33 protein-coding genes are annotated in these 25,064 nt (G+C 42.1%); 20 read left to right on the forward strand and 13 right to left on the reverse strand.

Going from position 1 to position 25,064, the window contains the following annotated elements; all coding sequences use genetic code 11:
* Positions 1–315, reverse strand: a complete 315-nt coding sequence (locus DP114_RS24470; protein ID WP_169153698.1) for a BMC domain-containing protein — start codon at positions 313–315, stop codon at positions 1–3.
* A 434-nt stretch (positions 316–749) separates the two neighbouring features.
* On the opposite strand from DP114_RS24470, the gene DP114_RS24475 reads away from it, so the two are divergent.
* Positions 750–1,364 carry a response regulator gene (locus DP114_RS24475; protein ID WP_171977361.1) on the forward strand — a complete coding sequence of 205 codons (615 nt, stop codon included), beginning with the start codon at positions 750–752 and terminating at the stop codon, positions 1,362–1,364.
* Here the strand turns inward: DP114_RS24475 and DP114_RS24480 are convergent.
* Together DP114_RS24480 and acsF are read right to left on the reverse strand one after the other, a co-directional pair.
* A complete protein-coding gene (locus DP114_RS24480; protein ID WP_171977362.1) occupies positions 1,335–2,024 on the reverse strand; it encodes a hypothetical protein in 690 nt (229 codons plus the stop codon). The two genes, DP114_RS24475 and DP114_RS24480, sit on opposite strands and share 30 nt — an antisense overlap.
* Before the next feature lie 80 nt (positions 2,025–2,104).
* Positions 2,105–3,181, reverse strand: coding sequence for a magnesium-protoporphyrin IX monomethyl ester (oxidative) cyclase (gene acsF / locus DP114_RS24485; RefSeq protein ID WP_171977363.1), 1,077 nt, complete (start codon positions 3,179–3,181; stop codon positions 2,105–2,107).
* Between the two features lie 610 nt (positions 3,182–3,791).
* Between acsF and DP114_RS24490 the strand changes: the two genes are divergently transcribed.
* Positions 3,792–4,301, forward strand: a complete 510-nt coding sequence (locus DP114_RS24490) for a TM2 domain-containing protein (RefSeq protein WP_169265937.1) — start codon at positions 3,792–3,794, stop codon at positions 4,299–4,301.
* Here the strand turns inward: DP114_RS24490 and DP114_RS24495 are convergent.
* From DP114_RS24495 to thrC, 3 genes are all read right to left on the reverse strand, one after another.
* A complete protein-coding gene (locus DP114_RS24495; protein ID WP_169265936.1) occupies positions 4,298–5,038 on the reverse strand; it encodes a DUF2996 domain-containing protein in 741 nt (246 codons plus the stop codon). The genes DP114_RS24490 and DP114_RS24495 overlap by 4 nt on opposite strands.
* Positions 5,039–5,258: 220 nt before the next feature.
* Complete coding sequence (locus DP114_RS24500) at positions 5,259–5,534, reverse strand: MoaD/ThiS family protein (protein WP_169265935.1); 276 nt, start codon at positions 5,532–5,534, stop codon at positions 5,259–5,261.
* Positions 5,535–5,612: 78 nt separating this feature from the next.
* The gene (gene thrC, locus DP114_RS24505) at positions 5,613–6,917 is read right to left on the reverse strand and encodes a threonine synthase (protein WP_171978290.1); all 1,305 of its coding nucleotides are present in this window, start codon (positions 6,915–6,917) and stop codon (positions 5,613–5,615) included.
* 691 nt (positions 6,918–7,608) lie between these two features.
* Between thrC and DP114_RS24510 the strand changes: the two genes are divergently transcribed.
* From DP114_RS24510 to DP114_RS24540, 7 genes are all read left to right on the forward strand, one after another.
* Positions 7,609–8,166 carry a helix-turn-helix domain-containing protein gene (locus DP114_RS24510; protein WP_169265934.1) on the forward strand — a complete coding sequence of 186 codons (558 nt, stop codon included), beginning with the start codon at positions 7,609–7,611 and terminating at the stop codon, positions 8,164–8,166.
* A gap of 355 nt (positions 8,167–8,521) precedes the next feature.
* Entirely contained in the window at positions 8,522–8,758 is a 237-nt protein-coding gene (locus DP114_RS24515) for a hypothetical protein (protein ID WP_172195285.1), read from the forward strand.
* A 73-nt stretch (positions 8,759–8,831) separates the two neighbouring features.
* Positions 8,832–9,080: a hypothetical protein gene (locus DP114_RS24520; protein WP_172195287.1), complete on the forward strand. Its 249-nt coding sequence runs from the start codon at positions 8,832–8,834 to the stop codon at positions 9,078–9,080.
* A gap of 62 nt (positions 9,081–9,142) precedes the next feature.
* Positions 9,143–9,391: a hypothetical protein gene (locus DP114_RS24525; RefSeq protein ID WP_172195289.1), complete on the forward strand. Its 249-nt coding sequence runs from the start codon at positions 9,143–9,145 to the stop codon at positions 9,389–9,391.
* Between the two features lie 73 nt (positions 9,392–9,464).
* Positions 9,465–9,713, forward strand: a complete 249-nt coding sequence (locus DP114_RS24530; RefSeq protein WP_172195291.1) for a hypothetical protein — start codon at positions 9,465–9,467, stop codon at positions 9,711–9,713.
* 73 nt (positions 9,714–9,786) lie between these two features.
* Positions 9,787–10,047, forward strand: coding sequence for a hypothetical protein (locus DP114_RS24535; protein ID WP_172195293.1), 261 nt, complete (start codon positions 9,787–9,789; stop codon positions 10,045–10,047).
* 169 nt (positions 10,048–10,216) lie between these two features.
* Positions 10,217–10,747: a hypothetical protein gene (locus DP114_RS24540; RefSeq protein WP_171977366.1), complete on the forward strand. Its 531-nt coding sequence runs from the start codon at positions 10,217–10,219 to the stop codon at positions 10,745–10,747.
* Positions 10,748–10,753: 6 nt separating this feature from the next.
* Here the strand turns inward: DP114_RS24540 and DP114_RS24545 are convergent, their stop codons facing one another.
* The 4 genes from DP114_RS24545 to DP114_RS24560 all read right to left on the reverse strand — a co-directional run bounded on the left by DP114_RS24545 (position 10,754) and on the right by DP114_RS24560 (position 13,353).
* Positions 10,754–11,008 carry a MoaD/ThiS family protein gene (locus tag DP114_RS24545; protein WP_169265931.1) on the reverse strand — a complete coding sequence of 85 codons (255 nt, stop codon included), beginning with the start codon at positions 11,006–11,008 and terminating at the stop codon, positions 10,754–10,756.
* A gap of 177 nt (positions 11,009–11,185) precedes the next feature.
* The gene (locus tag DP114_RS24550) at positions 11,186–11,797 is read right to left on the reverse strand and encodes a J domain-containing protein (RefSeq protein WP_171977367.1); all 612 of its coding nucleotides are present in this window, start codon (positions 11,795–11,797) and stop codon (positions 11,186–11,188) included.
* 234 nt (positions 11,798–12,031) lie between these two features.
* Positions 12,032–12,622 (reverse strand): ATP-dependent Clp protease proteolytic subunit, encoded by a 591-nt coding sequence (locus tag DP114_RS24555; protein ID WP_169265929.1) that lies wholly within the window; start codon positions 12,620–12,622, stop codon positions 12,032–12,034.
* A gap of 32 nt (positions 12,623–12,654) precedes the next feature.
* The gene (locus DP114_RS24560; RefSeq protein WP_169265928.1) at positions 12,655–13,353 is read right to left on the reverse strand and encodes an ATP-dependent Clp protease proteolytic subunit; all 699 of its coding nucleotides are present in this window, start codon (positions 13,351–13,353) and stop codon (positions 12,655–12,657) included.
* 274 nt (positions 13,354–13,627) lie between these two features.
* Between DP114_RS24560 and DP114_RS24565 the strand changes: the two genes are divergently transcribed.
* Positions 13,628–14,875, forward strand: a complete 1,248-nt coding sequence (locus DP114_RS24565) for a vWA domain-containing protein (protein ID WP_169265927.1) — start codon at positions 13,628–13,630, stop codon at positions 14,873–14,875.
* A 129-nt stretch (positions 14,876–15,004) separates the two neighbouring features.
* The gene (gene gloA2 / locus DP114_RS24570) at positions 15,005–15,391 is read left to right on the forward strand and encodes an SMU1112c/YaeR family gloxylase I-like metalloprotein (RefSeq protein WP_169265955.1); all 387 of its coding nucleotides are present in this window, start codon (positions 15,005–15,007) and stop codon (positions 15,389–15,391) included.
* A 95-nt stretch (positions 15,392–15,486) separates the two neighbouring features.
* Here the strand turns inward: gloA2 and DP114_RS24575 are convergent, their stop codons facing one another.
* Both DP114_RS24575 and DP114_RS24580 read right to left on the reverse strand, forming a co-directional pair.
* Positions 15,487–15,672: a hypothetical protein gene (locus tag DP114_RS24575; protein ID WP_171977368.1), complete on the reverse strand. Its 186-nt coding sequence runs from the start codon at positions 15,670–15,672 to the stop codon at positions 15,487–15,489.
* A 5-nt stretch (positions 15,673–15,677) separates the two neighbouring features.
* Positions 15,678–16,754: a PIN/TRAM domain-containing protein gene (locus tag DP114_RS24580; protein ID WP_169265925.1), complete on the reverse strand. Its 1,077-nt coding sequence runs from the start codon at positions 16,752–16,754 to the stop codon at positions 15,678–15,680.
* Between the two features lie 251 nt (positions 16,755–17,005).
* On the opposite strand from DP114_RS24580, the gene hemW reads away from it, so the two are divergent.
* The 7 genes from hemW (at position 17,006) to DP114_RS24615 (ending at position 22,516) form a co-directional block, all read left to right on the forward strand.
* Positions 17,006–18,190 (forward strand): radical SAM family heme chaperone HemW, encoded by a 1,185-nt coding sequence (gene hemW, locus DP114_RS24585; protein ID WP_171977369.1) that lies wholly within the window; start codon positions 17,006–17,008, stop codon positions 18,188–18,190.
* 48 nt (positions 18,191–18,238) lie between these two features.
* Entirely contained in the window at positions 18,239–19,618 is a 1,380-nt protein-coding gene (locus tag DP114_RS24590) for a tetratricopeptide repeat protein (RefSeq protein ID WP_171977370.1), read from the forward strand.
* A 135-nt stretch (positions 19,619–19,753) separates the two neighbouring features.
* The gene (locus DP114_RS24595) at positions 19,754–20,140 is read left to right on the forward strand and encodes a hypothetical protein (RefSeq protein WP_171977371.1); all 387 of its coding nucleotides are present in this window, start codon (positions 19,754–19,756) and stop codon (positions 20,138–20,140) included.
* A 1-nt stretch (position 20,141) separates the two neighbouring features.
* A complete protein-coding gene (locus DP114_RS24600) occupies positions 20,142–21,566 on the forward strand; it encodes a hypothetical protein (RefSeq protein WP_216669934.1) in 1,425 nt (474 codons plus the stop codon).
* Between the two features lie 49 nt (positions 21,567–21,615).
* The gene (locus tag DP114_RS24605) at positions 21,616–21,876 is read left to right on the forward strand and encodes a hypothetical protein (protein WP_169264498.1); all 261 of its coding nucleotides are present in this window, start codon (positions 21,616–21,618) and stop codon (positions 21,874–21,876) included.
* Positions 21,873–22,328 carry a type II toxin-antitoxin system VapC family toxin gene (locus tag DP114_RS24610; RefSeq protein WP_169264499.1) on the forward strand — a complete coding sequence of 152 codons (456 nt, stop codon included), beginning with the start codon at positions 21,873–21,875 and terminating at the stop codon, positions 22,326–22,328. The genes DP114_RS24605 and DP114_RS24610 overlap by 4 nt, the downstream gene beginning before the upstream one ends.
* A 41-nt stretch (positions 22,329–22,369) precedes the next feature.
* Positions 22,370–22,516 carry a hypothetical protein gene (locus DP114_RS24615; RefSeq protein WP_169264455.1) on the forward strand — a complete coding sequence of 49 codons (147 nt, stop codon included), beginning with the start codon at positions 22,370–22,372 and terminating at the stop codon, positions 22,514–22,516.
* 99 nt (positions 22,517–22,615) lie between these two features.
* Here the strand turns inward: DP114_RS24615 and DP114_RS24620 are convergent, their stop codons facing one another.
* A complete protein-coding gene (locus DP114_RS24620) occupies positions 22,616–23,023 on the reverse strand; it encodes a universal stress protein (RefSeq protein ID WP_171977372.1) in 408 nt (135 codons plus the stop codon).
* A 90-nt stretch (positions 23,024–23,113) separates the two neighbouring features.
* Between DP114_RS24620 and DP114_RS24625 the strand changes: the two genes are divergently transcribed.
* Positions 23,114–24,316: a phosphoglycerate kinase gene (locus tag DP114_RS24625; RefSeq protein WP_169264501.1), complete on the forward strand. Its 1,203-nt coding sequence runs from the start codon at positions 23,114–23,116 to the stop codon at positions 24,314–24,316.
* A gap of 68 nt (positions 24,317–24,384) precedes the next feature.
* The gene (locus DP114_RS24630; RefSeq protein ID WP_171977373.1) at positions 24,385–25,002 is read left to right on the forward strand and encodes an NUDIX hydrolase; all 618 of its coding nucleotides are present in this window, start codon (positions 24,385–24,387) and stop codon (positions 25,000–25,002) included.
* Positions 25,003–25,064 lie beyond the last annotated feature (62 nt).

Consider the following 25,064-nt stretch of genomic DNA (forward strand, 5'->3'; position numbering starts at 1 on the left):
TCACATTATTCGGAATGGTTCTGATTTTTGAGTGAAATGAATTGGCAGAATACTTTCTACATTTTCAGGGGGATTAGGAACAATGTAGTGGGTAATGACCGTACCACCGTTAGATTGGTTATTACCAGCTTCAATACCAGCTTCAACTGCTCTTTCTACCTCAGCTGTGTGTCCCCGAACAGCAACTAACATGCGAGCGCTTTCCGCTAGCCCATAATAAACAATGGTAACTGCAGCAGCTTTTACCATTGCGTCCGCTGCTGCTAGCACAGCCGGAAAACCCTGAGTTTCTATGACTCCAACCGCCATTGGCATGGCTTAACACCCCTTAATGAAAGATTGGTGATCATAATTGTACAAGAAAGCACAGTGAACAGTGAACAGGGAACAGTGAACAGTGAACAGTGAACAGGGAACAGGGAACAGGGAACAGGGAACAGGGAACAGGGAACAGGGAACAGTGAACAGGGAACAGGGTTTCTTGCGCTAGTTAAATGCTCACAATTGTGAATTTAGAAGTTTTTACTCCCAACTTCAAATTCTCTTGACCTCGAAAACCTTAAGAAAATCTTAAATTTCATTGAGCTTTACATATTCATCATTCTGTCGATAGATAAATTGATTCAATCTCATACAAAATAATAAGAAAACTCACTAAATTTCATAAAAACTTATGATTTGTTAAGCAATAATAAGTAAAATCACGATTCCCAACGTAAGCAAGCACATTCAGGCTAGAGTTCACGCATATGGATACTTCACAGTTGTTAGATGGGTTGCGGGTGCTGGTGGTAGATGATGATACCGATAATCTTGATTTGATTAAGGTTATTTTTGAAGAGTACAACGTTCAAGTGACTGCGGTGACATCAGCAGGGGAAGCCCTTGAAGCAATTACGCAGTTAAAGCCAAATATTCTGATTAGTGATGTTGCCATGCCTGATGAGGATGGCTATTCACTGATTCAAAAAGTTAGAAACCTTGCAGCCGCAGTTAGCCAGATTCCTGCAATCGCTTTGACAGCACACGCCTCTGAAGAAGCAGGCGCTCTTGCTCTGGATGCAGGATTTTCCATAAGATTAGTTAAACCATTTGACCCTGACGATTTAATTACAGTGGTTTCTAAGCTCGTTTTAATTGCTCAATACGATCTTTGTCCTGTGTGCAGCAATAAACAACTATCCTTTATCGAGTGGGAATCACTCAACAAAATTAGGTTTCATTGTCGCACCTGTAAATGGAATGAGAGTTACGGGTTAGACAAAGCGAAAGTTGCTGGATTTATAAATCGATACCACTTTAAAAATAAAATGGATGGTTTAAACAAGCCTATTTTAGGGGAGCCACTCAAAAACAATGCCTAAGCGAGTCTCTTTATTTTGTTTACTATTTTGCTGTTCGATATCCGTTGATATACGGATGCTTGAGGTAAGAGCATAACCGACTGATATTGTTGTTAAACCAACTTCTTCTCCAGTACCCAAACCAACCCAACTTTGGGTTAAAGAAATATCTCCTGCACCACCGCGAGACAACACCAACAATAGTTTTGCACCAAGATTCACTCCATCTGTGGAGTAGCTGTCAATTTCCAGATGCCGATAGCCCACCACAGGTGTAATATTGATGTAGCTACCCAAAGGACGCAGATAATAATGCAAGTCCGCACCATAAACCTGGCGTTGACCATTGAACACCGCTTGATATTCACCACTGACTGTTAAACTAGTACGACCAATAAACAGGTCCTCCACACCAATATTCACCCCAAATGCTTTCTCAGAAGAAAAGTAAGAAGACCCCACTCGTATCTTGGTAGAAAAACTAGGGTCATTCTTGATATCTTCCAACACGTTAGGTACTTGACGCCGCCAACGTTGCAAAACTGGACTATTTTTAATAATTTCTGGACTAATATCTAAATCCTGGGCATTTTTTGAAGGTGTATCACACAAAACAGGAGCTGTGATCACAAACAAATTCACACCCACTCCAAAGCATAAAGCTGATAACAGCCTTCTCATTGTTTTGCGCCTCTGTAATTCATAAAAAAAGTGGCTCTGTATAATACAGAACCACTTAAGTTTTAGCAAAAGCTTACAACTTAGTGAACAGTTGCTTGGATTTTAGTAGCGTCAATTGGTTTAAGGAAATACAACCGCGAAATCTGCCAAGCGTTGGAGATGTAATAGGGCAGCTTTTGGAAGAATTGGACGAATTTGGGAGTCTTTGAGGTAGCGATCGCCGTCAACTTCTCGTTATTCTTCACACAAACTTCTAAGCGCTGATAAAACTCAGGATGCTCAACATCCAGTATGACTGGGAACACTCTTCCCGCAGTTTCATTGGTCTTTTCAATCACGTAGATGTCATATTCTCGTGCATCTAAACCAATTGATTCATAGAAGTCTTTGCGCTGGACGTCGTTAAGGTACATCGTCGCAAACACCGACAGCAGGAAGAACCGACTCCACAACCGCGCCTTCCAATCATTTAACATTTGCGGCTGGGATCTCATGATCGCATCAAAGAAATCCCCGTGGCGGTTTTCATCCTGACACCAGTTCTCAAACCAGCGGAAAATCGGATAAACCCGGTCTTCTGGATGTGCTTCTAAGTGGCGATAAATTGTGATGTACCGCCAATAACCAATTTTTTCCGACAGATAAGTCGCGTAGAAGATGAATTTTGGCTTAAAGAAGGTGTAATTACGGCTCTTGGTCAAAAACCCTAAATCCAGCGCCAGATTGAAGTCCGACAGCGCTTTGTTCAAGAAGCCAGCATGACGCGCTTCATCCCGAGACATGAGGTTGAAACATTCCGCCAAAACAGGACTCTTGTCCTTTAAGCGACGACCGAGTTCTTTGTACAGCAAGAAGCCAGAAAACTCTGCCGTACAGGAACGCTCTAGAAATTCGACGAACAATCGGCGAGTTTCCCCGTCAATATGATCCCAGGATTGTTCAAACTCGGCATCCCGAACAAAGTGATGACGGTTGTAGTCACAACGAAACTCTTCCAGAATGGCTTTCAACTCATCTTCGTTTGGTGAGATGTCCATTTTTGCCATCTCATCAAAGTCGGTCGTGTAGAATCGGGGTGTCAGTAGGGTTTCTTTGGCTGGGATTTTAATCCCGGACCGCATTTCTTCAAAGCCTGGTTTTTTGAGGGAATCTACCATGTCTTGATTGCCACGAGTGTCTTATTATCTTGAGTGCCTGCAAAAGTCAACAGTAATACTTTTACCCTTACGGGAAAGCCTGAGCCGGCACAAGGGAAACCGTCCCTTTATGCTACCTCACCGCCTGTAGGACTGGACTCACAAGGCACGGTATAACGACAGTATTTTATTCGTTTAGTTAAGTGTACCAAGGTGTAGGGCGACAACAGACACTTCATACGTTAAGAGTTGCAACAACACTTCAATTTTTCGGGAAATCCTTAATTAAGGATGTGTAGCTTGTAATAGAAGCTCATGCGAACTCAAATCATCCAGTTGAATCAATCCACTGGGTGAAGTAAGGTAAGCATAAACCAGTCATATTGTAAATATATCGGAGCCTTATTGTTTTTGTAGCAACTGTAACATTATAGACCAGTAAATATTTAGTTTAGTTATTTTAAGAATGAGAACTATCCAATCGCGCTCGTTGCTTGTAACGCGGTTGCTTTGCTCAGTTGTGGTGATATGAAAACTCAAACAACTCTGGCAGCCCATCCTGATATGAAAAAAATAAAGTAGGAAAATTGTAATTAGGGAACAAGAGTAAATTAGAGGGGATAAAAACAAGATGAAAGCAGAAAACAGTAATAATAACAAAGACCATCAAGAACGTCTTCTTGTCTCCTACATCTTGAGTGGCGGACTTTTTTTTGGATTAGGCGGATTACACCGTTTATACAACGGTAAGATCGGGACGGGTGTATTGTGGTTGTTAACTGGTGGTGTGTTTGGTATCGGACAGTTTGTAGACTTGTTCATTATCCCAAATATGGTAGATGAACAGGAAATGAGACTCAGAGCAAAAGCAGGTTTATCACCATTGGGTGTTCCTTTGAATCAGCCAGCTGTTGCTACTCAACTTTACCGCTCTCCTCAGGAAAAACTAACGATGGAATTGCTTAAAGCTGCACAAAGAAGGGGCGGTCAACTCACTGTTACTCAAGCAGTTATGGAAACAGGCGCTACTTTTGCCGAGATCGAAGCTGTTTTCAGAGAAATGTTGAAGTCAGGTTATGTAAAGATAGACAACGACCCCGAAACTGGAGCCGTTACCTACCATTTCCACGAACTAAATTAATTTCTACCCAACCACTTTTGACCGTTCAGGCGCTGCATGAGTCCATAAACTAGTAAGTCAAGAGTGACTTTGCGTTCATCAATTAAGAATGACTCAAGAGTACTGGGCTTTTTACCTTCATTGCAGGAAAAAGCCTTTTTCCCTTGAATATCTTCTTGTGTAAAATACAGGTTAAATTGACGTAAGCCGTTCTGCCAAGTACCGATAATTTGCCAGCATTCCTCAGACTTGTCAAAACCAACGATGGAAATTTTTTGCTTGGCAAAATTCAGCGCTACATCTTGCACTCCTTCTTTGGCGATCGCCTTTTGCACAGCTGGTAAGTAATCTTGCTGGATAAACTCTGCAAATGGCTTATCCTCAACAGCCGGTGCTTTCTCTTTTTTTGCCTTGGCGGCTGGTTTTTCTCCGGCTTCACCTTTAGCTGCTGGCTTATCTCCAGGTTCTTTAGCTGGTTTGTCTTTGGGTTCACCTTTAGCTGGTGGCTTATCTTCTGCTTCGGCTTTAGCTGGTTCTGCTGGCTTTTCGCCTTTGGGTGCAGCACTCGTTGTTTTTCCAGCATCCGGATTCGCTTCTGAGTTCGCCGATGCTGGTTCAGGCGCATTTGCAGAAGGAATGTCTGTCGCTTCGGGTGAGTCTGTACTGGGAGCGTGTTCTTCAGCGACACTGGGGGCCTGCTTATCTACAGTGCTGGGAGCAACTTCCCCAGCTTCATTATGATTTGTTTCTTCTGCCATTGCTCAGCTCTATCCTTTGTCTTGCTATTAGAACTCACAAGCGTGGTTAAGTCACTTTCATTTTGACACAGCCACGCCTCCCAATAGCGATGGCATTTTCTGGTAACCAAAGCCATGCTCCTACAGAGCCACAAATCCATTCAAATTCCAAAATCATTTATTCAAAATAATTCTTTTGACTTTTGACTTTTAAATTTTGAATTTTGAATTTTGAATTGTACTAGCCTCCAGCCACTGCTGGGACAATGCTTACTTCATCACCATCATTCAATGGTGTATCTTTTCCTTCCAAAAACCGGATATCTTCACTATTGACGTACAGATTCAAAAACCGCCGTGGTTGTCCAGCTTCATCGCATAAGCGCGACTTGATACCAGGACAGTTTTCTTCTAAAGAGTCAAACAGTTGTGCGATCGTGTCACCTTTACATTCTAAGGTGGCTTGGTTATTGGTGAATTTTTGCAGAGCAGTAGGAACTAAAACTTTTACAGTCATAAATTCGGAGAGTCGTGAGTTAAGAGTTGTCATTTGTGATCAGTTTAGAACTTTGAACAAATGACTCATAATTAATGATTAAACCAAAACTTGCTGCCATTCTAGGCGATCCAGTGTCTGGGAACGCTCTAGCGCTCGTTCAAAGCTATCAAGTTTTGCCTCGATTGTTAGAGGTTCGCCAATGTAACCTTGTACCGCTTCTTGGGTTTTCAAGCCGTTTCCGGTAATATATACCACGGTGGTTTCATCTGGGTTAATCTTACCAGCTTCTGCCAACTTTTTCAGCACAGCAACAGTTGTTCCACCAGCGGTTTCTGTAAAGATACCTTCTGTTTCTGCCAAGAGCTTAATGCCTTCGATAATTTCACTATCCGTGACTGATTCTATATGACCACCAGTTTTCTTGGCTAGTTCTACAGCGTAGACACCATCTGCTGGGTTACCAATTGCAAGAGATTTGGCAATGGTGTTGGGTTTGACTGGCTTGATAAAGTCGCGTTCTTCCTTATAAGCTTGAGCGATGGGTGAACATCCCTCAGCTTGTGCGCCGCTAAATCTAACATCTTTTGCTTCCACCAAACCAACTTCAACAAATTCTTGGAAACCCTTGTAAATTTTCGTGTATAAAGAACCAGATGCTAAAGGTGCGACAATGTGGTCAGGTAGCTCCCAGCCAAGTTGTTCTGCTACTTCAAAGCCCAGTGTTTTAGAACCTTCGGAGTAGTAGGGACGCAAGTTTATATTGACAAAACCCCAACCATGTGTATTTGCGACTTCCGAACAGAGGCGGTTGACTTGGTCGTAATTGCCCTTAACAGCCATGAGAGTTGGACTGTAGATCAGGCTACCTAAAATTTTTCCAGCTTCTAAATCAGCAGGAATGAACACGCAACAGTCCAAACCAGCGTGTGCCGCGATCGCAGCAGTAGAATTTGCTAGGTTACCAGTGCTAGCGCAAGAAACTGTCGTGAAACCTAATTCCCGTGCGCGGGTAAGCGCAACTGATACTACCCGATCTTTGAAGCTGAGGGTAGGCATGTTGACGGCATCATTCTTGATATACAGCTTATTTAACCCAAGGCGACGTGCCAAGCGATGGGAACGAACCAACGGAGTCATACCAGTTCCCACATCAATGGGGTTCTCACTAGCCACAGGTAAAAACTTACGATAACGCCAGATAGAGTTTGGTCCGGCTTGAATTGTTTGACGGGTGACTGTGGAACGTAGGGCGCTGTAGTCGTAGGTTACTTCCAATGGACCAAAGCAGAACTCACATACATGAAGAGCCTTGAGTTCATACTCCGCGCCACATTCCTTACACTTCAAGGATTTAAAAGTGGCTGTGGTGGCTTGGGTGTTGGTGGTTGTCGCCTGTGTCATAAGTCTTCCCTGGATGTCCGTCAACTTAGGATTGATGTTACCACGAGCGTTTTTGCTCGTCAAACATACCCGACCTTTTTTGTCGGGTTTAATAGAACTAAGACTTACGCAAGAGTTGCCAAAGAAATTGTGAGATTACTTCCTTACGTCGCAACGGGTGCAACTACGTTATTTTTGCGTAAGTGCTGTCAAAGATAGTTATTGAAGAAGAATTCAGCAAGTCCTGATTCAAAAGTCAGTAAGGCAATCAGTAGGGTATGGGGACGCCTAAAGGCTCATGGGGATGAAGCTAAGTGCATAAGTCGTTGATACTCACATCTATATAGAAAGTGGGGATGAAATAATCTTTTTTGGTACTACCAATCACAAAGTTGGTTGTCCTCAAGCTAGATGGCTACTTACCAATGGGTGTAAGGATACCACTTTCAATTCCTGAAAAGGACACCGCATTTTTTCAAATCCATAAGGATTGAAAGAAAACACGCCGTATAAGTATGTAATAACACACTTATATCTAGCCTGTTGCGACAGTTAAAGCAAAGCCTTAAGTAATTTGCTGATACATAACTGGTGACAAAAATTAGACTGCTCACTTAATAATTTCTTCTTAACTTTATAACTTCAGATACAAGGTAGTTACAGGTGATGCAATCTTATCACGTGAAAACTCTATTAAATACTAGGATAAAAAATGACTAATTTTTTACTGATAAATGAGAATCAGGAAACTAAAAACCTCTTAGTAAAATGCTTGGAGACAGCAGGGTTTGAGGTGATTGGCACAGAAAATAATCTTGTTCGTATTCAGCTAGTACAAGAGAAATTGTCTACAACTGAGTCAAGTCAAAGATCAAATACTCCTCAGTTTATATTTCCATCTATTCCCCGACTGCGTGACGTCTTCGAGTTTATCGAATTGAATTATCATCAAAGTATTAGCCTAAAAGAAGTCGCTCAAGCGGTTGGTTATTCCTCAGCTTACTTAACCAACTTGGTACGAAATATTACTGGAAAAACCGTCAATGATTGGATTATTGAGCGTCGGATAACCCAAGCATGCACCTTACTTTTATCAACTAACGACTCCGTTAATCAGATTGCTTTACAAGTAGGCTATCAAAATATCAATCATTTTTACTCTCAGTTTCGCAATTACCATAAAAATACTCCCCATGCTTGGAGAGAAGCACAGCGTTGTAAAGTCAGTCATAACAAAGCACTGCAACCATTAGAAGGTATTGCTAGTTAAATAAGTCTTATATTCTGTTAGCACGAGGCTTGTTTAGCTTACGTTCCTGTATTTCCTCAATTATCAAGCACGCTTATTTGTAGATTTATTAAGTTGTGAATAAAAAGCAGGAGTAAGCGATCGCTTACTCCTGCTTTTTTATATAAGTTTTTCATATTAAGCATTTCTGCATACTAAAAAACGATAGTTTTTGAAACTAGCAAAATTATGACTATCTAAAAATAATTAATTAGCACTTGTCTTGAGACCTAAAAATAGTTAATTACCAATCGATATTTGAAAGGATACTATTTGTATAAGGAAACAATCAAAGGATTAAAAAATAATCCATTCTTTAAGGAGTAACGAGCAATTTATGTCTACATACAACCCCGAATACTACCCTAACGCCTGCGAATTCACTGTTCCCATTAAACTGAATGTTCCAATCTTCATCGAACCTACAGTGGCAATTAAAGCTGTTGAGCCTGTGACGGAGAAAGTACGCGTTCATCTCGAACCAGATATCTACCTTAGACCAGAAGTAGCAGCTGCTGCACCTGTTTGTATTCCTCAAAATGGATATAACAAACCGCAGTTGCCTTATTCATAATTTTGTGACAGTCATAACCCCAATTATCAACTCACACAATTCGTTTTAGCTCAAGAAATAAGGATTAAAATTTATGTCTACATACAACCCCGAATACTACCCTAACGCCTGCGAATTCACTGTTCCGATCAAATTGAACATTCCAATCTTCATTGAACCTACAGTGGCAATTAAAGCTGTTGAGCCTGTGAGAGAAAAAGTAAGCGTTCATCTCGAACCAGACATCTACCTTAGACCAGAAGTAGCTGCCGCTGCACCTGTTTGTGTTCCTCAAAATGGATATAGCAAACAGCAATTGCCTATTTCACAGACTTTGCAATAGTCACAACTCCAATCATCAACTCAAACAATTCGTTTTAGAGCAATAAATAAGGACTACAACTTATGTCTACATACAAATCTGAATCTAACAGTGAATACTACCCTAACGCCTGTGAATTCACTGTTCCAATCAAATTGAACGTTCCAATCTTCATCGAACCTACACTGATCATCAAACCCGTTGAGCCTGTGAGAGAAAAAGTACGCGTTCATCTCGAACCAGATATCTACCTTAGACCAGAAGTAGCAGCCGCTGCACCTGTTTGTATCCCTCAAAATGGATATAACAAACAGCAGCTGCCGGCTTCATAATTTTGCAACAGTCATAATCCCAATTATCAACTCACACAATTCGTTTTAGCTCAAGAAATAAGGATTACAACTTATGTCTACATACAAATCTGAATCTAACAGTGAATACTACCCTAATGCCTGCCAATTCACTGTTCCTATTAAGCTGAACGTTCCAATCTTCATCGAACCTACATTAGCAATCAAAGCCGTTGAACCTGTGAGAGAAAAGGTAAATGTCTATCTCGAACCAGATATCTACCTTCAATCAGAAGTAACGGCGACTCCACCTGTTTGTGTTCCTCAAAATGGATATAACAAACAGCAGCTGCCGGCTTCATAATTTTGCAACAGTCATAACCCCAATTATCAACTCACACAATTCGTCTTCGAGCAATAAATAAGGATTGCAACTTATGTCTACATACAAATCTGAATCTAACAGTGAATACTACCCTAATGCCTGCCAATTCACTGTTCCTATTAAGCTGAACATTCCAATCTTTATCGAACCTACATTAGCAATCAAAGCCGTTGAACCTGTGAGAGAAAAGGTAAATGTCTATCTCGAACCAGATATCTACCTTCAATCAGAAGTAACAGCAACTCCACCTGTTTGTGTTCCTCAAAATGGATATAACAAACAGCAGCTGCCGGCTTCACAGACCCAAGCATAATCATAACCTTAATAGTCAATTACTTGACGTTAAGTCGTTAATTCTTGGTTTTGCATTGTTTATTCTAGATAGTTTTTTTACTACCTAGAAAAAGGTGATCAGGAAACTGATCACCTACTTTCTTATCCCAAAATTATAAATACACAAACTCTAGAATTTATTACAACTTATGTCTACACTCCCCGATTCCACACAAAAACGCAAACTTAATGTCTCTATGATGTTAAAGGTGCCTATCAATTTTGAAATAGAAGTCTTGGGAGTACCGCCGACAAACTGCCACAAAGCTGAGGATAAAAAAGAGGAGAAAAATTTTTATAACCTCATAGGAGATTCTAAGCCAGAAGTTATCATTAATGAGTCGAATCTAGCGAACCTTGATGAAGATAGTCAAGCTTTAGTCACTCAACTTGTAGATCAGCTTGAGCAAACAGGCAAGATATTTTCTACGTTGTCCCAAACCCAACATGAGCAAGACAATCCAGAAAATTATGAACAGGGAATTGCACAGAAGCCCCAATCTGTAAATACTTTGTTATCTAAGGAAGACTTTGCAGTTATTCAACCACAAACTCCACCGCATAACAAAAAAATTATCGGACGTGCCTTGGACTCAGTCAACGATGGTTTTACCCTTGTCGCGAATATTATAGGAACAGTTTTGTTTTTAGGCAAAGTTGCTAATTATAGCTGGGAGTAGAGTTCCTTACCCGCCACTCACTGGTGGAATTAACACCACCTCATCGCCGTCTTGCAAGATGCTATCTGGTTCAACAAATTGCAAATTCACGCCAAAGCGGGTAAAATCCCGCAATTGAGTTAGTTCAGGATGTTCACTCAGCAGGCGATCGCGCACTACAGCAACTGGTGTATCCTCAGGAAATTCCAGTACCAGTTCAGGAACTCCATAAGCTTCTTGGTAAGCAGCAAACAATTTAACGGTAACGGTAATTTCAGACATAAAAATAGAATATAAATCGCTAGGGTAATTATCTTTCCCTAGCTAACAACTTGAGCAAAAAACTAGTATACAAACAATCATTCAATCAGTGAACAGTGAACAGTAAACAGTTAACAGTGAGTAGGGAACAGTAAAACTGATAACTGGTAACTGATAACTGATAACTGTTAAAGAACCTCAAAACATATTTTCTAACATCTGGAAATCACGCTGTACCTCATCCCATAAAGACTTATTATAAGGGTCTGTTTTTAGGGCTTTTTTGAGGTAAATTCTTGCTTTGAGAGGCTGTTTTTCTGCAATCAGCGATCGCCCCCAAATTTGATAAGAAATAGCTTGCCACTGACGCACTTCTGCATCTTCTGGTAAACGTTGTGCTAAGGCTTCCGCTAAGGATATTGCTTGTGGGAAGCGTTTTTCTTTCAAAAACTGCTGTAACTGCTCATAAGTCCTCCACTTCAACCGCTGTTCTATTTCCGAAAAACTGGGCGGCTTCGCTTTCTCTTTTAACTTTTCCTTCGTTGCTGTTTGAGGACGCGTTGATCGTGTTGGCTGATTTTCGACGACTGGTGATTTATTAGAAGGCTGTGCTGTCTCTTGTTGCGGAATTTTATGCAACAGTAGCTTGTATGCCTCAGTCACGGCAATAAACTTTTCTTTTGCTTTTGTGTCATCTGGATTGATATCAGGATGATACTGTTGCGCCAATCGGCGATAAGACGCTTTGATGTCGGCGAAAGAGGCTCCTGACCTTAAACCTAATAAACGGTAGCAATCTTCAAGATCCATCTTGAGTTATTAGCAATGGCGAGTGTCGGCTATCAGCTTAATGCCTAAAGTTTAAATCATAAAGACTTCAATTCTAATTTAAAGTTCGTACTTCACAGTTTTTTGACACCCTGCCATGCCTAGAAGGGGGGAGTGGAGAAGATTTTTCTCGCTTATCTTCGTCATCCCCACAGCAGCCGCCATGAGTCGAGGAACCGACTCATGGCGCTCTGCCTCCTCATCCGGACTTCACGACTAACGTTCTTCAATCACACGGTCAATCAAACCGTATTCCTTTGCTTCTTGAGCAGACATCCAAAAATCACGGTCTGTGTCTTTTTGAATTTTTTCTATGGGTTGACTTGTGCGAGCAGCTAGCATTTCATTAAGCTGCTGCCGCATTCTCAGAATCTCCCTAGCTTCAATCTCAATATCGGTGGCTTGCCCTTGAGCACCGCCTAGAGGTTGGTGAATCAGAATTCGGGTATTAGGCAAAGCCAAACGTTTGCCTTTGGTGCCAGCTGCTAGCAGGAACGAACCCATAGAAGCTGCCATCCCGACACAAATTGTGACCACATTTGCTTTAATGTGCATCATAGTGTCATAAATGGCAAGACCTGCTGTCACCGAACCTCCAGGGGAGTTGATGTAGATACTAATATCCTTGCTTGGGTCTTCGGAATCCATGTAGAGTAATCTGGCAATGATGGCATTAGCCATACCGTCGCTCACTTCTCCACTCAGGAAAATGATGCGCTCCAAAGCAAGGCGTTCGTAAAGATTAATCCACTGGGTATAAGGTTCCCCAGGAAAGCGAAAAGGGACTCTAGGAATACCAATCGGCATAAGATTCTCTTGTTTTTAACGAATAATAAGATTTAACGAGGAACAGCAGCAGCCAATGCTTGAGGAAGTTCTTTGGTACTTTCTAGAACCCGGTCAATCAAGCCGTATTCTTTGGCTTGTTGGGGTGTCATGTACAATTTGCGATCTAAATCTTTGGCAATTCTCTCCGTAGGCTGCCCTGTATTCCGTGAGAGAATATCCAGGATCATTTGCTTGTTTTTTAGCACTTCTTGTGCTTGGATTTGAATGTCTGTCGCTTGAGCGTAGCCAGTACCACGTTTCGCTTGGTGCAGAACAATCGACGCATTCGGTAAACTAGCACGGTGTCCCTTCGTTCCAGAAGAGAGAATCATCGCCGCTGTACCCATAGCAAAACCCAGACAGATCGTATTGACTGGTGGCTTGATGTATTTAATGGTATCACAGATGGCAAAAGCTTCTGTTTCAGATCCTATGGCATCACCAGTGTACCAAGAAGTGCCCGTGGAGTTGATGTAGATAGAAATGGGCTTATCTGGATCTTCATACTGTAGGTACAGAAGCTGAGCAATAATAAGTTCTGTTACGTCTACTCCCAGTTGCTGCTTATACTCATCTGGTGAAACCAAGGGCAAGCCCAAGTATATGATACGTTCTTTTAACATTAGAGAAGGTAAATCTGGCGGCGGTGTTCGGTAGAAGCTGTCGCCGCCGTAAGCCGCTTGCACAGCCTTGATGATGGAATTTTCCATAGCAACTGTTGCCTAAATTCATACCATTAACTGTAGTACATCCTAGCGCTATGCTTGCTCGCTTGCAGGTGTGGATTTCTCTCTAGGGTATAAGGTTCCAAAGAAGTTAGGGTATAAAGGAAAGTACAAAAAGTATTTTATTAGCTTATTTGCTCGCCTAGTTTATTGGGAAAATTATTTAAAGTTTTTGTTGGATAAGTTTTCCGAAGTGCTAATACTGTACTTTGAAGTTATTTATAAATATGTATGGTCAGTTTAGGAATCTTGGGGGGTTATGAAGGTTAACTTACAGCCTGCTCTCAATGATGGCAACTTAGATGCCAGTCAAACCAACAGTCAACGTCAGTTGGCAATTTCCATTTCTGCGATCGCACAAGATCTGGATCGCAATGTTCCACTGAATTTATGCCTAGTTCTCGACCATAGTGGTTCCATGAATGGGCGACCTTTAGAAACTGTCAAAAAAGCAGCGATTCGTCTTGTTGACAGACTGAATCCTGGCGATCGCCTCAGCATTGTTGTTTTTGATCACCGTGCCAATGTTTTAATCCCTAATCAAATTATTGAAAACCCAGAGCGAATTAAACAGCAAATTAATCGCCTTTCTGCCGATGGTGGAACTGCTATTGATGAAGGTTTACGCTTAGGTATTGAGGAATTGGCTAAAGGAAAAAAAGAAACAATTTCTCAACTTTTTCTTTTAACTGACGGTGAAAATGAACACGGTGACAATAACCGCTGTCTGAAATTTGCACAGTTGGCTGCTAGCTATAACTTAACTTTGAATACTTTAGGATTTGGCGATAATTGGAACCAGGATGTTCTGGAAAAAATCGCTGATGCTGCAAGTGGGACTTTGTCCTACATTCAGCAACCCGATCAAGCAATAGATGAGTTTAGTCGCCTTTTCAACCGTATTCAAACAGTAGGATTGACGAATGCTTATTTACTATTTTCTCTGGTACCTAATGTACGCTTTGCAGAACTAAAACCTATTGCCCAAGTTTCCCCAGACACAATAGAATTGCCAGTCCAACCAGAAGCGGATGGACGTCTTGCTGTGCGCTTGGGAGATTTGATGAAAGATGTGGAACGGATCGTTTTGGCAAATATTTACTTGGGACATTTGCCACAAGGTAGACAGACGATCGCCAGGTTGCAAGTCCGCTACGATGATCCAGCCCAAAATAAAACAGGGTTACTTTCAGAAAACATCCCAGTTGAAGCGAATGTGGTACAAGGCTACCAACCTTCAGCGACTCCTCAAGTGCAGCAACATATTTTGGCGTTAGCCAAATATCGGCAAACACAACTAGCAGAAGCAAAATTGCAACAGGGCGATCGCGCTGGTGCAGCAACAATGTTGCAAACTGCTGCCAAAACTGCCCTGCAAATGGGCGATAAAAGTGCAGCAACGGTGTTGCAAACTTCTGCCACTCGCTTGCAGGCTGGTGAAGAGTTATCGGAGAGCGATCGCAAGAAAACTAGAATTGTGTCCAAGACTATTTTGCAGGATTCTTAGTTTGTCGGGCAGGCAAAAGCCTGCCTTTAGGAGAAATGAACCGCAGAGAGCGAATTTGCGGTGTGGATGTTCCTCCCGCACTCGTTCGCGGTGGACGCACCAGAAAGCAGAGAAAGAGAAAACAAAAGAATGAGAATTACAAGGATTCATCATATAGCTGTTATTTGTTCTGATTATGATCGCTCTAAGAAGTTTTATACAGAAATTTTAGGTTTCCCTATTATTAATGAAACATACCGTGCTCAGAGAAATTCTTATAAATTAGATTTAAAGGTAGGAGAAAATCATCAAATCGAGTTATTTTCTTTCCCTAATCCTCCAGAAAGAAGCAGTAATCCAGAGGCATGTGGTTTAAGGCATCTGGCTTTTGAGGTTGATGATATCGAGCAAACGGTTAGTTATTTAGAATTGAAAGGGGTAGAGGTGGAAGATATTAGGATCGATGAAATAACTGGTAAGAAATTTACTTTTTTTAAAGATCCAGATAATCTACCTCTTGAGATTTATGAGCGGTAAGGGAATTTGAGCGATTTTTAACGCAATTCCACGGAATTCCCCTCCCTGTTCCCTGTTAAGCGTTCCCTGTTAAGCGTTCCCTGTTCCCTGCTCTACTAATGCTTTTTCTTTGCCTTCCACGTTCCGCCATAAACATAAAACGGATTATCCTGACTCACGTGTTGCCAACATTCAGGACAAACAAAAATCCAATCTCCATCTTCTTCACACTTTACCCGATAAAGAGTCGGTGCAGCTTGGCTGCACCGAGCACAAAGTTTAACTCGAACTGGACGTGCCATTGCCTTCATGCTAATGCTGAAGCTTGCGGCTTAGCGAAAATCATTCTTCCTGCGGAAGTCTGTAAAGCACTTGTAACAACGACTCGGAGTTCGTTTCCTACATAATTGCTACCTTCCTCAACGACAACCATTGTGCCATCATTTAAATAGCCAATGCCTTGACTGGGTTCTTTACCTTCTTTGAGAATCTTAAGGTCAATGTTGTCACCAGGTAGATAGGTAGGACGCACTGCGTTCACCAAATCGTTAACATTCAACACAGGTACTTTTTGGACGCTAGCAACTTTGGATAAGTTGTAGTCATTGGTTAGCAGTGTAGCGTTGATTTCTTGAGCAAAACGCACTAGTTTAGCATCAACTGTGGTAATATCCTCATAATCAATTGAGTTGATCAGGATACGTTCAGGATATGCTGCCCGAACTCTGTTGAGAATTTCTAGTCCTCGTCTTCCGCGTACTCGCTTTAGATCTTTGTTTGCATCTGCTACTTGTTGCAATTCTTGCAAGACAAACTGCGGCACGATAATTTGTCCTTCTAAAAATCCAGTTTCTAGCAGTGTTTCAATGCGACCATCAATAATACAACTGGTATCTACAACTTTAGTGTTGGCAGGTTTGAGAGTTCCCTCCACAACCATTGTTTCCACAGTACTGGGATTAATCAACCTTAATAATCCACGTCCGTGGCTATCTGCTAAATTCATACCAGTGTAGGACAGTATGATACTACCAACAACAGCAACCAGCGGTTTTATAAAACTAAAATCTGCTGGAATTGGTAGCAAAAACAGAGGCGCAAGCATTAAGTTTGCTATCAACAGTCCAATGACTAATCCAATGGCACGAGTTAAAATAACTTCAAGTGGTAGTTCTCGGACTTTAGCCTCCAAGCGACGATATGCTGTTTGGAAACTTAATCCAAATGCACCCCCAAATATGGCGGCAAAAATAGCGACAACCAGGCGTAAAGCTTCCATGTTAGAAACTTTGGAGAGTGCCGCAGCAGGTAACAGATCCGTGCTGTAGTAACCTACGCCCGCCGCTGCTAGGATGAATGAGAAAATAATGATGGCATCAAACATTGTTGTATGGCTTTCCTGCAACTGTAGTTAATTGAAAAACTCAAGTATTTTTTGTTTCCTCGGTTGTGGAAATTTCTAAGCATTTACAGTCATACTAAGCGCTTAGTATGACAACATCTGCAATCATTATAACCAAAGACTTTTATGCTTTATCTTTTTAATCTTTTTGTTGTAAAACGATAAAAAAATATAAATGACATAATTTGGGTAAATTCGTCATTGTGTCAAACACAATTTAAATCTTTATTAAGATGATTCAAAAAGTTTCCACTTCTAGCATTCCCAGTTCTGCTTACATTCATATTCCCTTTTGTAGAAGGCGATGTTTTTACTGTGATTTCCCTGTATCCGTTGTGGGGGAGCGTTTGCGAGGTGAAACATCTGGCACTATCTCCCAATATGTTAATGTGCTATGTCAAGAAATTGCCATCACGCCTGCCCTAGCTCAACCATTGATAACAATTTTCTTTGGTGGCGGTACTCCTTCTCTTTTGTCTACAGAACAGTTACAACGGATATTGGAAGCGCTTGACAATCGGTTTGGTGTATCTGCTGGGGCAGAGATTTCGATGGAAATAGACCCAGGTACCTTTGATTTGGTACACTTACAAGGCTACCGCAGTGCAGGCGTAAATCGGATAAGTTTAGGTGTACAAGCGTTTCAAGAAGACTTATTGCAAGCTTGTGGGCGATCGCACTCCGTCTCTGATATATTCGCAGCTGTAGACTTAATTCGGCAGGTGAGGATTCCCGAATTCAGTATAGACTTAATTTCGGGTTTACCGCATCAGACTTTAGATAGGTGGCAGGAGTCTTTAGAAAAAGCGGTTGCGAGCGCACCCACGCATATATCAATATACGACCTTACGATTGAGCCTGGAACTGCTTTTGGTCGTTACTACAAAGCCGGGGATCAACCTTTACCGACTGATGAAACTACAGTCAAAATGTACCGCATGGCACAGAAAATTTTGACTGGTGCAGGTTACAACCATTATGAAATTTCCAATTATGCACAGCCGGGACATCAATGTCGCCATAATCGAGTTTATTGGGAAAATCGCCCGTATTATGGCTTTGGTATGGGTGCTGCAAGTTATGTAGAAGGGAAACGGTTCACCCGTCCGCGTAAAACGAAGGAGTATTATCAGTGGGTGCAAGATGGCGGTGTGATTGATTGTGAAGTCACATCACCAGATGAAGTTTTATTAGAAACTTTAATGTTGGGGTTGCGTTTGGCAGAAGGTGTGAGTTTGGCAGTTTTAGCAGAACAGTTTGGGGAAGAGAAGGTAGAGAAGATTCACGAGTGTTTGCAACCATACTTTGATAAAGGTTGGGTGGAAGTTGTGCAACAAAGGTTGCGGTTGACTGATCCCGAGGGATTTTTATTCTCTAATGTGGTGTTGGCGAAGTTGTTTAAGGAGTTGGGCGAATAAAGTGAAATTGCTAGAATACAAGATAAATGCGATACACAAGTGCGGCAGATGCTCAGGCGACTTTGGCAGTGGCTCAAAAGGTTTTTTCAGCGGTTATTTGGCAGTAAGCAATCTCCTCAGACGGGGGAACAGAGGAAGGTAGAATCACGGAGACAGCCGACAGATGCTGAGTATGAAGCGTTGTTCCTTCAACTGTTGGCAGGTGTAAATGAGGGCTGGAGTCGCGGACGGGTAAAGGGTTTTTTGGATGCAAAGAATATCACTCAGGCTGCTTTGGTGGAGTGGTTGCGGCGCTTTGGGGAAAGATTGTTGGTATCAAGTGCTGAGAATACAGAGTTAGCTGAGCGTATGGTGCGGTTGAGAGAGTTGAGTGTTGGGGAAGTGGGTGAGGTGGCGGGTGAGATTGGGAGGCGGTTGTTGGGGAGGGGAGGAGAAACGAACCGCCAAGACGCCAAGAGCGCAGAGGCAAGAGAGGAGGGAGAAGCAGAAGCTTGGTTTGACAGAGGTAATGAGCAATTTGATGCTGGGGATTTTGAAGGTGCGATCGCATCCTACGACAAAGCCGTTGAATTCAAACTCGACTACCATGAAGCTTGGAACAACCGGGGCGGGGCGCTTTTTAACTTAGGGCGATTTGAAGAAGCGATCGCATCCTTTGACAAAGCCGTTGAATTCAAACCTGACAAACATGAAGCTTGGGACAACCGGGGGTTGGCGCTTCGTAACTTATGGCGAATGGAAGAGGCGATCACATCCTACAACAAAGCAATTGAATTCAAACCCGACGACAATGCAGCTTGGAACAACCGGGGCGTGGCGCTGTTTAACTTAGGGCACTTTGAAGATGCGATCGCATCCTACGACAAAGCCGTTGAATTCAAACCCGATTATCATGAAGCTTGGAACAACCGGGGCAATGCGCTTTCTGAGTTAGGGCGATTTTCTGATGCAATCGCATCCTACGACAAAGCTATTGAATTCAAACCCGACAAACATGAAGCTTGGTACAACCGGGGCAATGCGCTGGTTAACTTAGGACGATTTGAAGATGCGATCGGATCCTACGACAAAGCTATTGAATTCAAACCCGACGATGATGCACCTTGGTACAGCCGGGGCGTGGCGCTGGGTAACTTAGGGCGAATTGAAGAAGCGATCGCATCCTACGACAAAGCTATTGAATTCAAACCCGACAAACATGAAGCTTGGATTAACCGAGGTTTTGCTGCGGGAAGTTCAGTGAGTTGTGATCCCCTGCTGGCTTTTATGAGTGCAATTGCTAGAAACAATCCCCATCTTAACCAGCGCGGCTATGAAGGTAAATTGGCAAGCTATGAGGAAGGTTTGAAGTATTGTCACCAACATCTTGCATCTGCGGCTGAGTACGCCCAGAACTCAAGTTCTGGGCTAATAAACCAAGTCCGTTAAAACGGACTGGAAAACTACTCAGTCCGTTTTAACGGACTTAGACTTTGAGCCAAGAAATTTATTTATTGGCGGACGAAAAGTATGATGCAAGATCTGAGGAACGAGAAAATAACTAATCACTAATCACGAATTCTTATGCAACCTAACGATATCATTTCTATTACCGCTTTCCTGAATGCCTTAGCGAAGCTAAATGAGTCTTTGCCTGCGGATATCCAAAAGCAACTTCATGCGATCGCCGAAAATTTAAAAGCCAATCCAAACAATATTGGCAACCTCGATGTTATAGCTGAAAGTTATCCACCTTTAGATGAAGCTTACCAACAAGAATTGACAGCTTTGAAACAAGAAGCTGGTATACGAAGTAAAGGTTTGCCGCCACTCCCTCTGCCAAACGAACGGAATCAAGAACTCACGAACTCAGCAATCGATACTTTTAGTGCTGAAGATTCTGTTGCTGCTGCAAAAGCAAAACGAAATCTTTTGCAACGGCTTTGGCAGTTAATTTCTCGGAGTCGATAAAATGTCAGAGGAAATTATTTATCCCAGTATAGACTTATTCCTTTATGACTTGAAGGATGGCTTAGGGCAAGAGCAGTCAAAAATTGACCAAAACTGCCGCAATTTCTGTCAAAAATTCTATGGTGATTTAGACAAGCAAAGCTTTGAGGAAAAGTATACACAATTCCATAAGTATCAAAATACAGACGTTGATGTTATCGAGTTACTCGACACCAGAACTAGGCAATTTCCATCACCGCTAGATGGTTACTATTATCCCCTGCAAATCGGCGATACCTACGCCCTCCAGGTTAACGACTCTGGAAAACGAGATGTTAACGGTAGATATAACGATGAACGACAAAACATAAAAGATGAACCTTTCTTGAAACTCAAACAAGAAATTACGCAACACATCTCTGGGCAAACAGGCACAATAGGACAAACTTGGTTAGTTTGGGGCAAACTAACAAGTCAAAAGAACGATGCAGAAATAGAAGAGATTGCCCAGAAGTGCTACACACAAATTGTCAGTAATTACGACTGGAAACGAGATTTGATTGGCAAGGGCAAGTTAGAATCAGGAACAATTTTTGAGTTGTGGTACACTCCCCAAAACTTAGGCGTCAATGGTAAAGAGTTTTGGGAAAAGTTTAGACAAGAAAGTCATCATGTCTTAATCTGGTTATTTCCCGATAATATTTCACCCGATGACATGAGAAAGCGGGTGCAAAGTGTCTATTACGAATTTATACGCTTATGGCAATACCGTCATAAAGTTGTTTGGTCTTACTATCAAAGCCGTTATCAAAAAACAGTTCTCAAAAAAGAATATGTAGAAATACAACCATCAATAAAGCAAGCTAGTGAGTTACCAAAGCTATTGCAAACCAACAGTCTGAAACTTAGTAAGCTACAAGAAACATTATCAGCTAACTTAATTAACTTGTCTGATTATACTATTGCTTTAAATTATCTAGAGAATCAAAACCGGACAATTCAATTAAACTTAGATAATTACAAATCTCGTTTAGCTGATATGCATAAAAAATATACAGGTAGCGATTTAAAGTTTTTAGAAACCTTCAGCGATAGCGAGATTTACGCTAAAAAATATCAGCGACAAGTAGAAGCAGATCTTGCCAATCTCAACCCTGGATTAACTTTACTGGAAAATCTCAATAGTACTGTCCAAGGTATCATTGATTTAGAACAAACGAAGAGCGATCGCGCTCTAGACAACACTATAGCACTCGCAGGTATCGGGCTAGCCATCAGCGGCATAACCGCTACTGCTATTTCCGCCAAACAACCACCTGTGACATCCTATAAAGACTTTTCCTTTCTAGGTTCACCAACCTTCGTCTGGAGTATGATATTCAGTGCACCATTTTTAATCCCTCTAGTTTTTCGTCTACTTTACCGCTTCTTTCGCCTATTTCGCTGATATGGCGGTTTTCAGTTGAGTGTGATACATCAAATACATTAAAGAGTTAATGTCTAAAGAATTACGGGAAATGATGAAACAAGCAGACGCACTCACACCCGATGAGCAATTGCGTCTCATTGCCTACCTGACACAAAGACTACAACATTGCGAGATTACACGCAAGCCACGCCACAAAGTAACTGAATTTATCGGAATTGCACCCAATCACTTAGGCGGTATGGATGCTCAGGAATATATCACACGCATGAGACGCGGGGAGTTTCCAGAGTTAGAAATTGAAGAAATGGAATCAAGGAAACAAGAATGACTGTTGAGGAGAGTTTACAGGGTGTAACGCGCCTGTTTTTGGATAGTGCACCAGTCATTTATGCTGTCGAGGAAAACCCGCAGTATTTGCCAATTGTTAGAGAAATATTCGCTCGGATTGAGGAGAGTTCCCCGATAGGTGTGATTTCACCAGTCACTTTAGCGGAGTGTTTAGTGCGTCCCTATCGTTTAGAACAAACAGAATTACAACAACTATACATTGAGTTATTTTTTCAAACAGAAAATATTATCTTTCAGCCAATTACTAACCCAAGCATAGCACTAGAAGCTGCTCAAATCCGAGCCAGATATAACTTACAATTACCTGATGCTTTTCAAATTGCTGTTGCTGTAGCAGCAGGTTGTGAGGCATTTTTGACTAATGATGTGACATTCAAGCGCGTTACCGAATTGCAAGTGTTAGTACTGGATGACTTTAATACTGCTGAGTAAGTCAAAATTTTAGTAAACCGCTTGATAACGCGAGATTAACTATGAAAGTCAAAGAATTAGAAAACGAACTATTAGCATTAGATCCAACTGATAAAGCTGAAGCAACACAAATATTAACTAGAAATCTAAGCAACGGTTCCCTAGGAATTAAAAAAACTCCTGGGGTGTGTGGTGGTCACACGTTTTGAGCTTCACAATCAAAATTGCGCAATAAAAACCATATAGTGCGTTACGAACGTCATCCTAACGCACTCAGCAAAATTTAATTCATTTTTACTCCTCACTCCCTACGGCACAACTAAGACTGGGCAAGGAGAAAGATTAATCACGCGGGTGGTAACGCTATCAGTCGATCCCTCGTCAGTCAAGCCTAGCCCTCGACAACCCATGACAATTAAATTTGCTCCTATATCATCTGCCACATCACAGATGGTAAAAGCAGGTTTGCCTTGCCGTTCCAAGGCTTCGGCTGAAATGCCTTGCCCAGCAAACAGGGATTTGGCTGTTTCTAGCAGTTGGGCTACTTTTTCTGGTGAGGACATGGCATCCCCGTTGGGCGAGTCTGCGGCGGGTTCCTCAACTACACTCAGTAGCACCAATTTACTACCATACTTTTGCACTATATTAACAACCACTTCGGCTGCTTCGCGTGCTTCTCGACTTTGATCAATTGGAAACAGAACTGTTTTAAACATTCGGATTCACCTGTGCCCCCATGAATCGGTAAAATCTGGATGGTTGTACTCATCAAAACATAACAAACAGGCAATCAGGAGGTTTGTGCCGTGTCCAAGAAAACTTTAGCAAATTTATCTGCAGAAGACTTGTCTGGTAAACGCGCCCTGGTGAGAGTTGATTTTAACGTACCAGTTGATGATTCTGGCAAAATTACAGATGATACTCGCATTCGTGCTGCTCTGCCTACTATACAGGATTTGACGCAGAAGGGAGCTAAGGTGATTTTAGTGAGCCATTTTGGGCGTCCCAAGGGTGTAGATGACAAACTGCGGTTGACTCCGGTTGCTAAGCGTCTGTCTGAGTTATTGGGGCAAGAAGTTGTCAAAACTGACGACTCTATCGGCGATGAAGTTGCAACGAAAGTTGGGGCTTTACAAAATGGACAAGTTTTGCTACTTGAAAACGTCCGTTTCTACAAAGAAGAGGAGAAAAACGATCCAGAATTTGCCAAAAAACTGGCAGCAAATGCCGATTTGTATGTTAATGACGCTTTTGGTACCGCACACCGCGCTCACGCTTCTACCGAAGGCGTGACGAAGTACCTGAGTCCTTCTGTGGGTGGATATTTGATTGAAAAAGAATTGCAGTATCTGCAAAACGCGATCGAAAATCCCCAGCGTCCTTTGGTGGCTATTATCGGCGGTTCCAAAGTTTCCAGCAAAATTGGCGTGATTGAAGCCCTTTTGGAAAAGTGCGACAAACTCATCATTGGCGGTGGAATGATTTTCACCTTTTTTAAAGCTCGTGGTTTGAGTGTCGGTAAGTCATTGGTGGAAGAAGATAAGCTAGAATTGGCAAAGTCTTTGGAAGCTAAGGCAAAAGAAAAGGGCGTCACTTTCTTGCTACCCACAGATGTGGTTATAGCAGATAAGTTTGCTGCTGATGCCAATTCTCAAACCGTTAGCGTGGAAAGTATTCCTGATGGTTGGATGGGGTTGGATATCGGACCTGATTCGATAAAAGTGTTCCAAGAAGCCCTTGCTGATTGCAAGAGTGTGGTTTGGAACGGTCCAATGGGTGTGTTTGAGTTTGAGAAGTTTGCTGCAGGAACAGAAGCGATCGCCCACACACTCGCCGAAATCAGCAAAGGCGGCGCAACCACCATCATCGGCGGCGGTGATTCCGTAGCTGCTGTGGAAAAAGTTGGTTTAGCTGATCAAATGAGCCATATCTCGACTGGTGGCGGTGCTAGTTTGGAGCTGCTCGAAGGTAAGGAATTACCTGGTATTGTGGCGTTAGATGAAGCATAAAGGCTAATATCTAAAACCAATGTAGAGACGTAGCGTGCTACGTCTCTACAAAATATAGGGAGAAAATTGTGGAACCGAAATGGCTGGAATGGACGCAAAAATTACAGGCGATCGCCCAAAATGGTTTAACTTTTACCGAAAATCCTTATGACATTGAGCGCTATAAAGTGCTTCAGGCGATCGCCGCTGAAATCATGTCAACATACTCAAATGTCGAACACAGCTATATCCTTGATTTATTCGCTCGTGAAGTGGGATACGCAACGCCCAAAGTTGACGTACGTGGAGTAGTGTTTCGCGACAATACTATATTGTTAGTCAAAGAAAGGCTGGACGGTTGTTGGACTTTACCTGGTGGCTGGGCGGATATTGGCGACTCGCCCAGTGAAGCAGCTGTTAGAGAAATTTTTGAAGAATCTGGATATCAGACACGCGCGATCAAAGTGCTGGCTGTCTATGACAGAAACAGACAAGGACATACACCGCATCAGCATTACATCTACAAGCTCTTTTTTCTGTGTGAACTTGTTGGTGGTTCCCCATCGGCGAGTATTGAAACAGAGGAAGTGGGTTTTTTTCCTGAAGACAACATTCCAGAACTATCCCTTGGGCGTGTAACCCCAGCTCAAATCACCAGACTTTTCCAGCATTACCGCGATCCAGATTTGCCCACAGACTTTGATTAGGAACCGGAAAAACTCAAACTAGCTCACACGCTCATTTTAATCCAATCTTTGGAAATACGTAT

It is taken from the genome of Brasilonema sennae CENA114 (assembly GCF_006968745.1).
In the GTDB taxonomy this organism is placed as follows: Bacteria; Cyanobacteriota; Cyanobacteriia; order Cyanobacteriales; family Nostocaceae; genus Brasilonema; species Brasilonema sennae.

Bases quoted from the DNA above. Each gene is read 5' to 3' on its own strand.
- gloA2 (WP_169265955.1), top strand. From the start codon at position 15,005: ATGAGAATTACAAGGATTCATCATATAGCTGTTATTTGTTCTGATTAT.
- DP114_RS24525 (WP_172195289.1), top strand. From the start codon at position 9,143: ATGTCTACATACAAATCTGAATCTAACAGTGAATACTACCCTAACGCC.
- DP114_RS24510 (WP_169265934.1), top strand. From the start codon at position 7,609: ATGACTAATTTTTTACTGATAAATGAGAATCAGGAAACTAAAAACCTC.
- DP114_RS24590 (WP_171977370.1), top strand. From the start codon at position 18,239: ATGCTCAGGCGACTTTGGCAGTGGCTCAAAAGGTTTTTTCAGCGGTTA.
- DP114_RS24530 (WP_172195291.1), top strand. From the start codon at position 9,465: ATGTCTACATACAAATCTGAATCTAACAGTGAATACTACCCTAATGCC.
- thrC (WP_171978290.1), bottom strand. From the start codon at position 6,917: ATGACACAGGCGACAACCACCAACACCCAAGCCACCACAGCCACTTTT.
- DP114_RS24535 (WP_172195293.1), top strand. From the start codon at position 9,787: ATGTCTACATACAAATCTGAATCTAACAGTGAATACTACCCTAATGCC.
- DP114_RS24520 (WP_172195287.1), top strand. From the start codon at position 8,832: ATGTCTACATACAACCCCGAATACTACCCTAACGCCTGCGAATTCACT.
- DP114_RS24470 (WP_169153698.1), bottom strand. From the start codon at position 315: ATGCCAATGGCGGTTGGAGTCATAGAAACTCAGGGTTTTCCGGCTGTG.
- DP114_RS24595 (WP_171977371.1), top strand. From the start codon at position 19,754: ATGCAACCTAACGATATCATTTCTATTACCGCTTTCCTGAATGCCTTA.
- DP114_RS24560 (WP_169265928.1), bottom strand. From the start codon at position 13,353: ATGGAAAATTCCATCATCAAGGCTGTGCAAGCGGCTTACGGCGGCGAC.
- DP114_RS24515 (WP_172195285.1), top strand. From the start codon at position 8,522: ATGTCTACATACAACCCCGAATACTACCCTAACGCCTGCGAATTCACT.
- DP114_RS24580 (WP_169265925.1), bottom strand. From the start codon at position 16,754: ATGTTTGATGCCATCATTATTTTCTCATTCATCCTAGCAGCGGCGGGC.
- DP114_RS24610 (WP_169264499.1), top strand. From the start codon at position 21,873: ATGACTGTTGAGGAGAGTTTACAGGGTGTAACGCGCCTGTTTTTGGAT.
- DP114_RS24550 (WP_171977367.1), bottom strand. From the start codon at position 11,797: ATGGATCTTGAAGATTGCTACCGTTTATTAGGTTTAAGGTCAGGAGCC.
- DP114_RS24600 (WP_216669934.1), top strand. From the start codon at position 20,142: ATGTCAGAGGAAATTATTTATCCCAGTATAGACTTATTCCTTTATGAC.
- hemW (WP_171977369.1), top strand. From the start codon at position 17,006: ATGATTCAAAAAGTTTCCACTTCTAGCATTCCCAGTTCTGCTTACATT.
- DP114_RS24475 (WP_171977361.1), top strand. From the start codon at position 750: ATGGATACTTCACAGTTGTTAGATGGGTTGCGGGTGCTGGTGGTAGAT.
- acsF (WP_171977363.1), bottom strand. From the start codon at position 3,181: ATGGTAGATTCCCTCAAAAAACCAGGCTTTGAAGAAATGCGGTCCGGG.
- DP114_RS24605 (WP_169264498.1), top strand. From the start codon at position 21,616: ATGTCTAAAGAATTACGGGAAATGATGAAACAAGCAGACGCACTCACA.
- DP114_RS24540 (WP_171977366.1), top strand. From the start codon at position 10,217: ATGTCTACACTCCCCGATTCCACACAAAAACGCAAACTTAATGTCTCT.
- DP114_RS24500 (WP_169265935.1), bottom strand. From the start codon at position 5,534: ATGACTGTAAAAGTTTTAGTTCCTACTGCTCTGCAAAAATTCACCAAT.
- DP114_RS24555 (WP_169265929.1), bottom strand. From the start codon at position 12,622: ATGCCGATTGGTATTCCTAGAGTCCCTTTTCGCTTTCCTGGGGAACCT.
- DP114_RS24565 (WP_169265927.1), top strand. From the start codon at position 13,628: ATGAAGGTTAACTTACAGCCTGCTCTCAATGATGGCAACTTAGATGCC.
- DP114_RS24545 (WP_169265931.1), bottom strand. From the start codon at position 11,008: ATGTCTGAAATTACCGTTACCGTTAAATTGTTTGCTGCTTACCAAGAA.
- DP114_RS24615 (WP_169264455.1), top strand. From the start codon at position 22,370: ATGAAAGTCAAAGAATTAGAAAACGAACTATTAGCATTAGATCCAACT.
- DP114_RS24490 (WP_169265937.1), top strand. From the start codon at position 3,792: ATGAAAGCAGAAAACAGTAATAATAACAAAGACCATCAAGAACGTCTT.
- DP114_RS24620 (WP_171977372.1), bottom strand. From the start codon at position 23,023: ATGTTTAAAACAGTTCTGTTTCCAATTGATCAAAGTCGAGAAGCACGC.
- DP114_RS24480 (WP_171977362.1), bottom strand. From the start codon at position 2,024: ATGAGAAGGCTGTTATCAGCTTTATGCTTTGGAGTGGGTGTGAATTTG.
- DP114_RS24495 (WP_169265936.1), bottom strand. From the start codon at position 5,038: ATGGCAGAAGAAACAAATCATAATGAAGCTGGGGAAGTTGCTCCCAGC.
- DP114_RS24575 (WP_171977368.1), bottom strand. From the start codon at position 15,672: ATGGCACGTCCAGTTCGAGTTAAACTTTGTGCTCGGTGCAGCCAAGCT.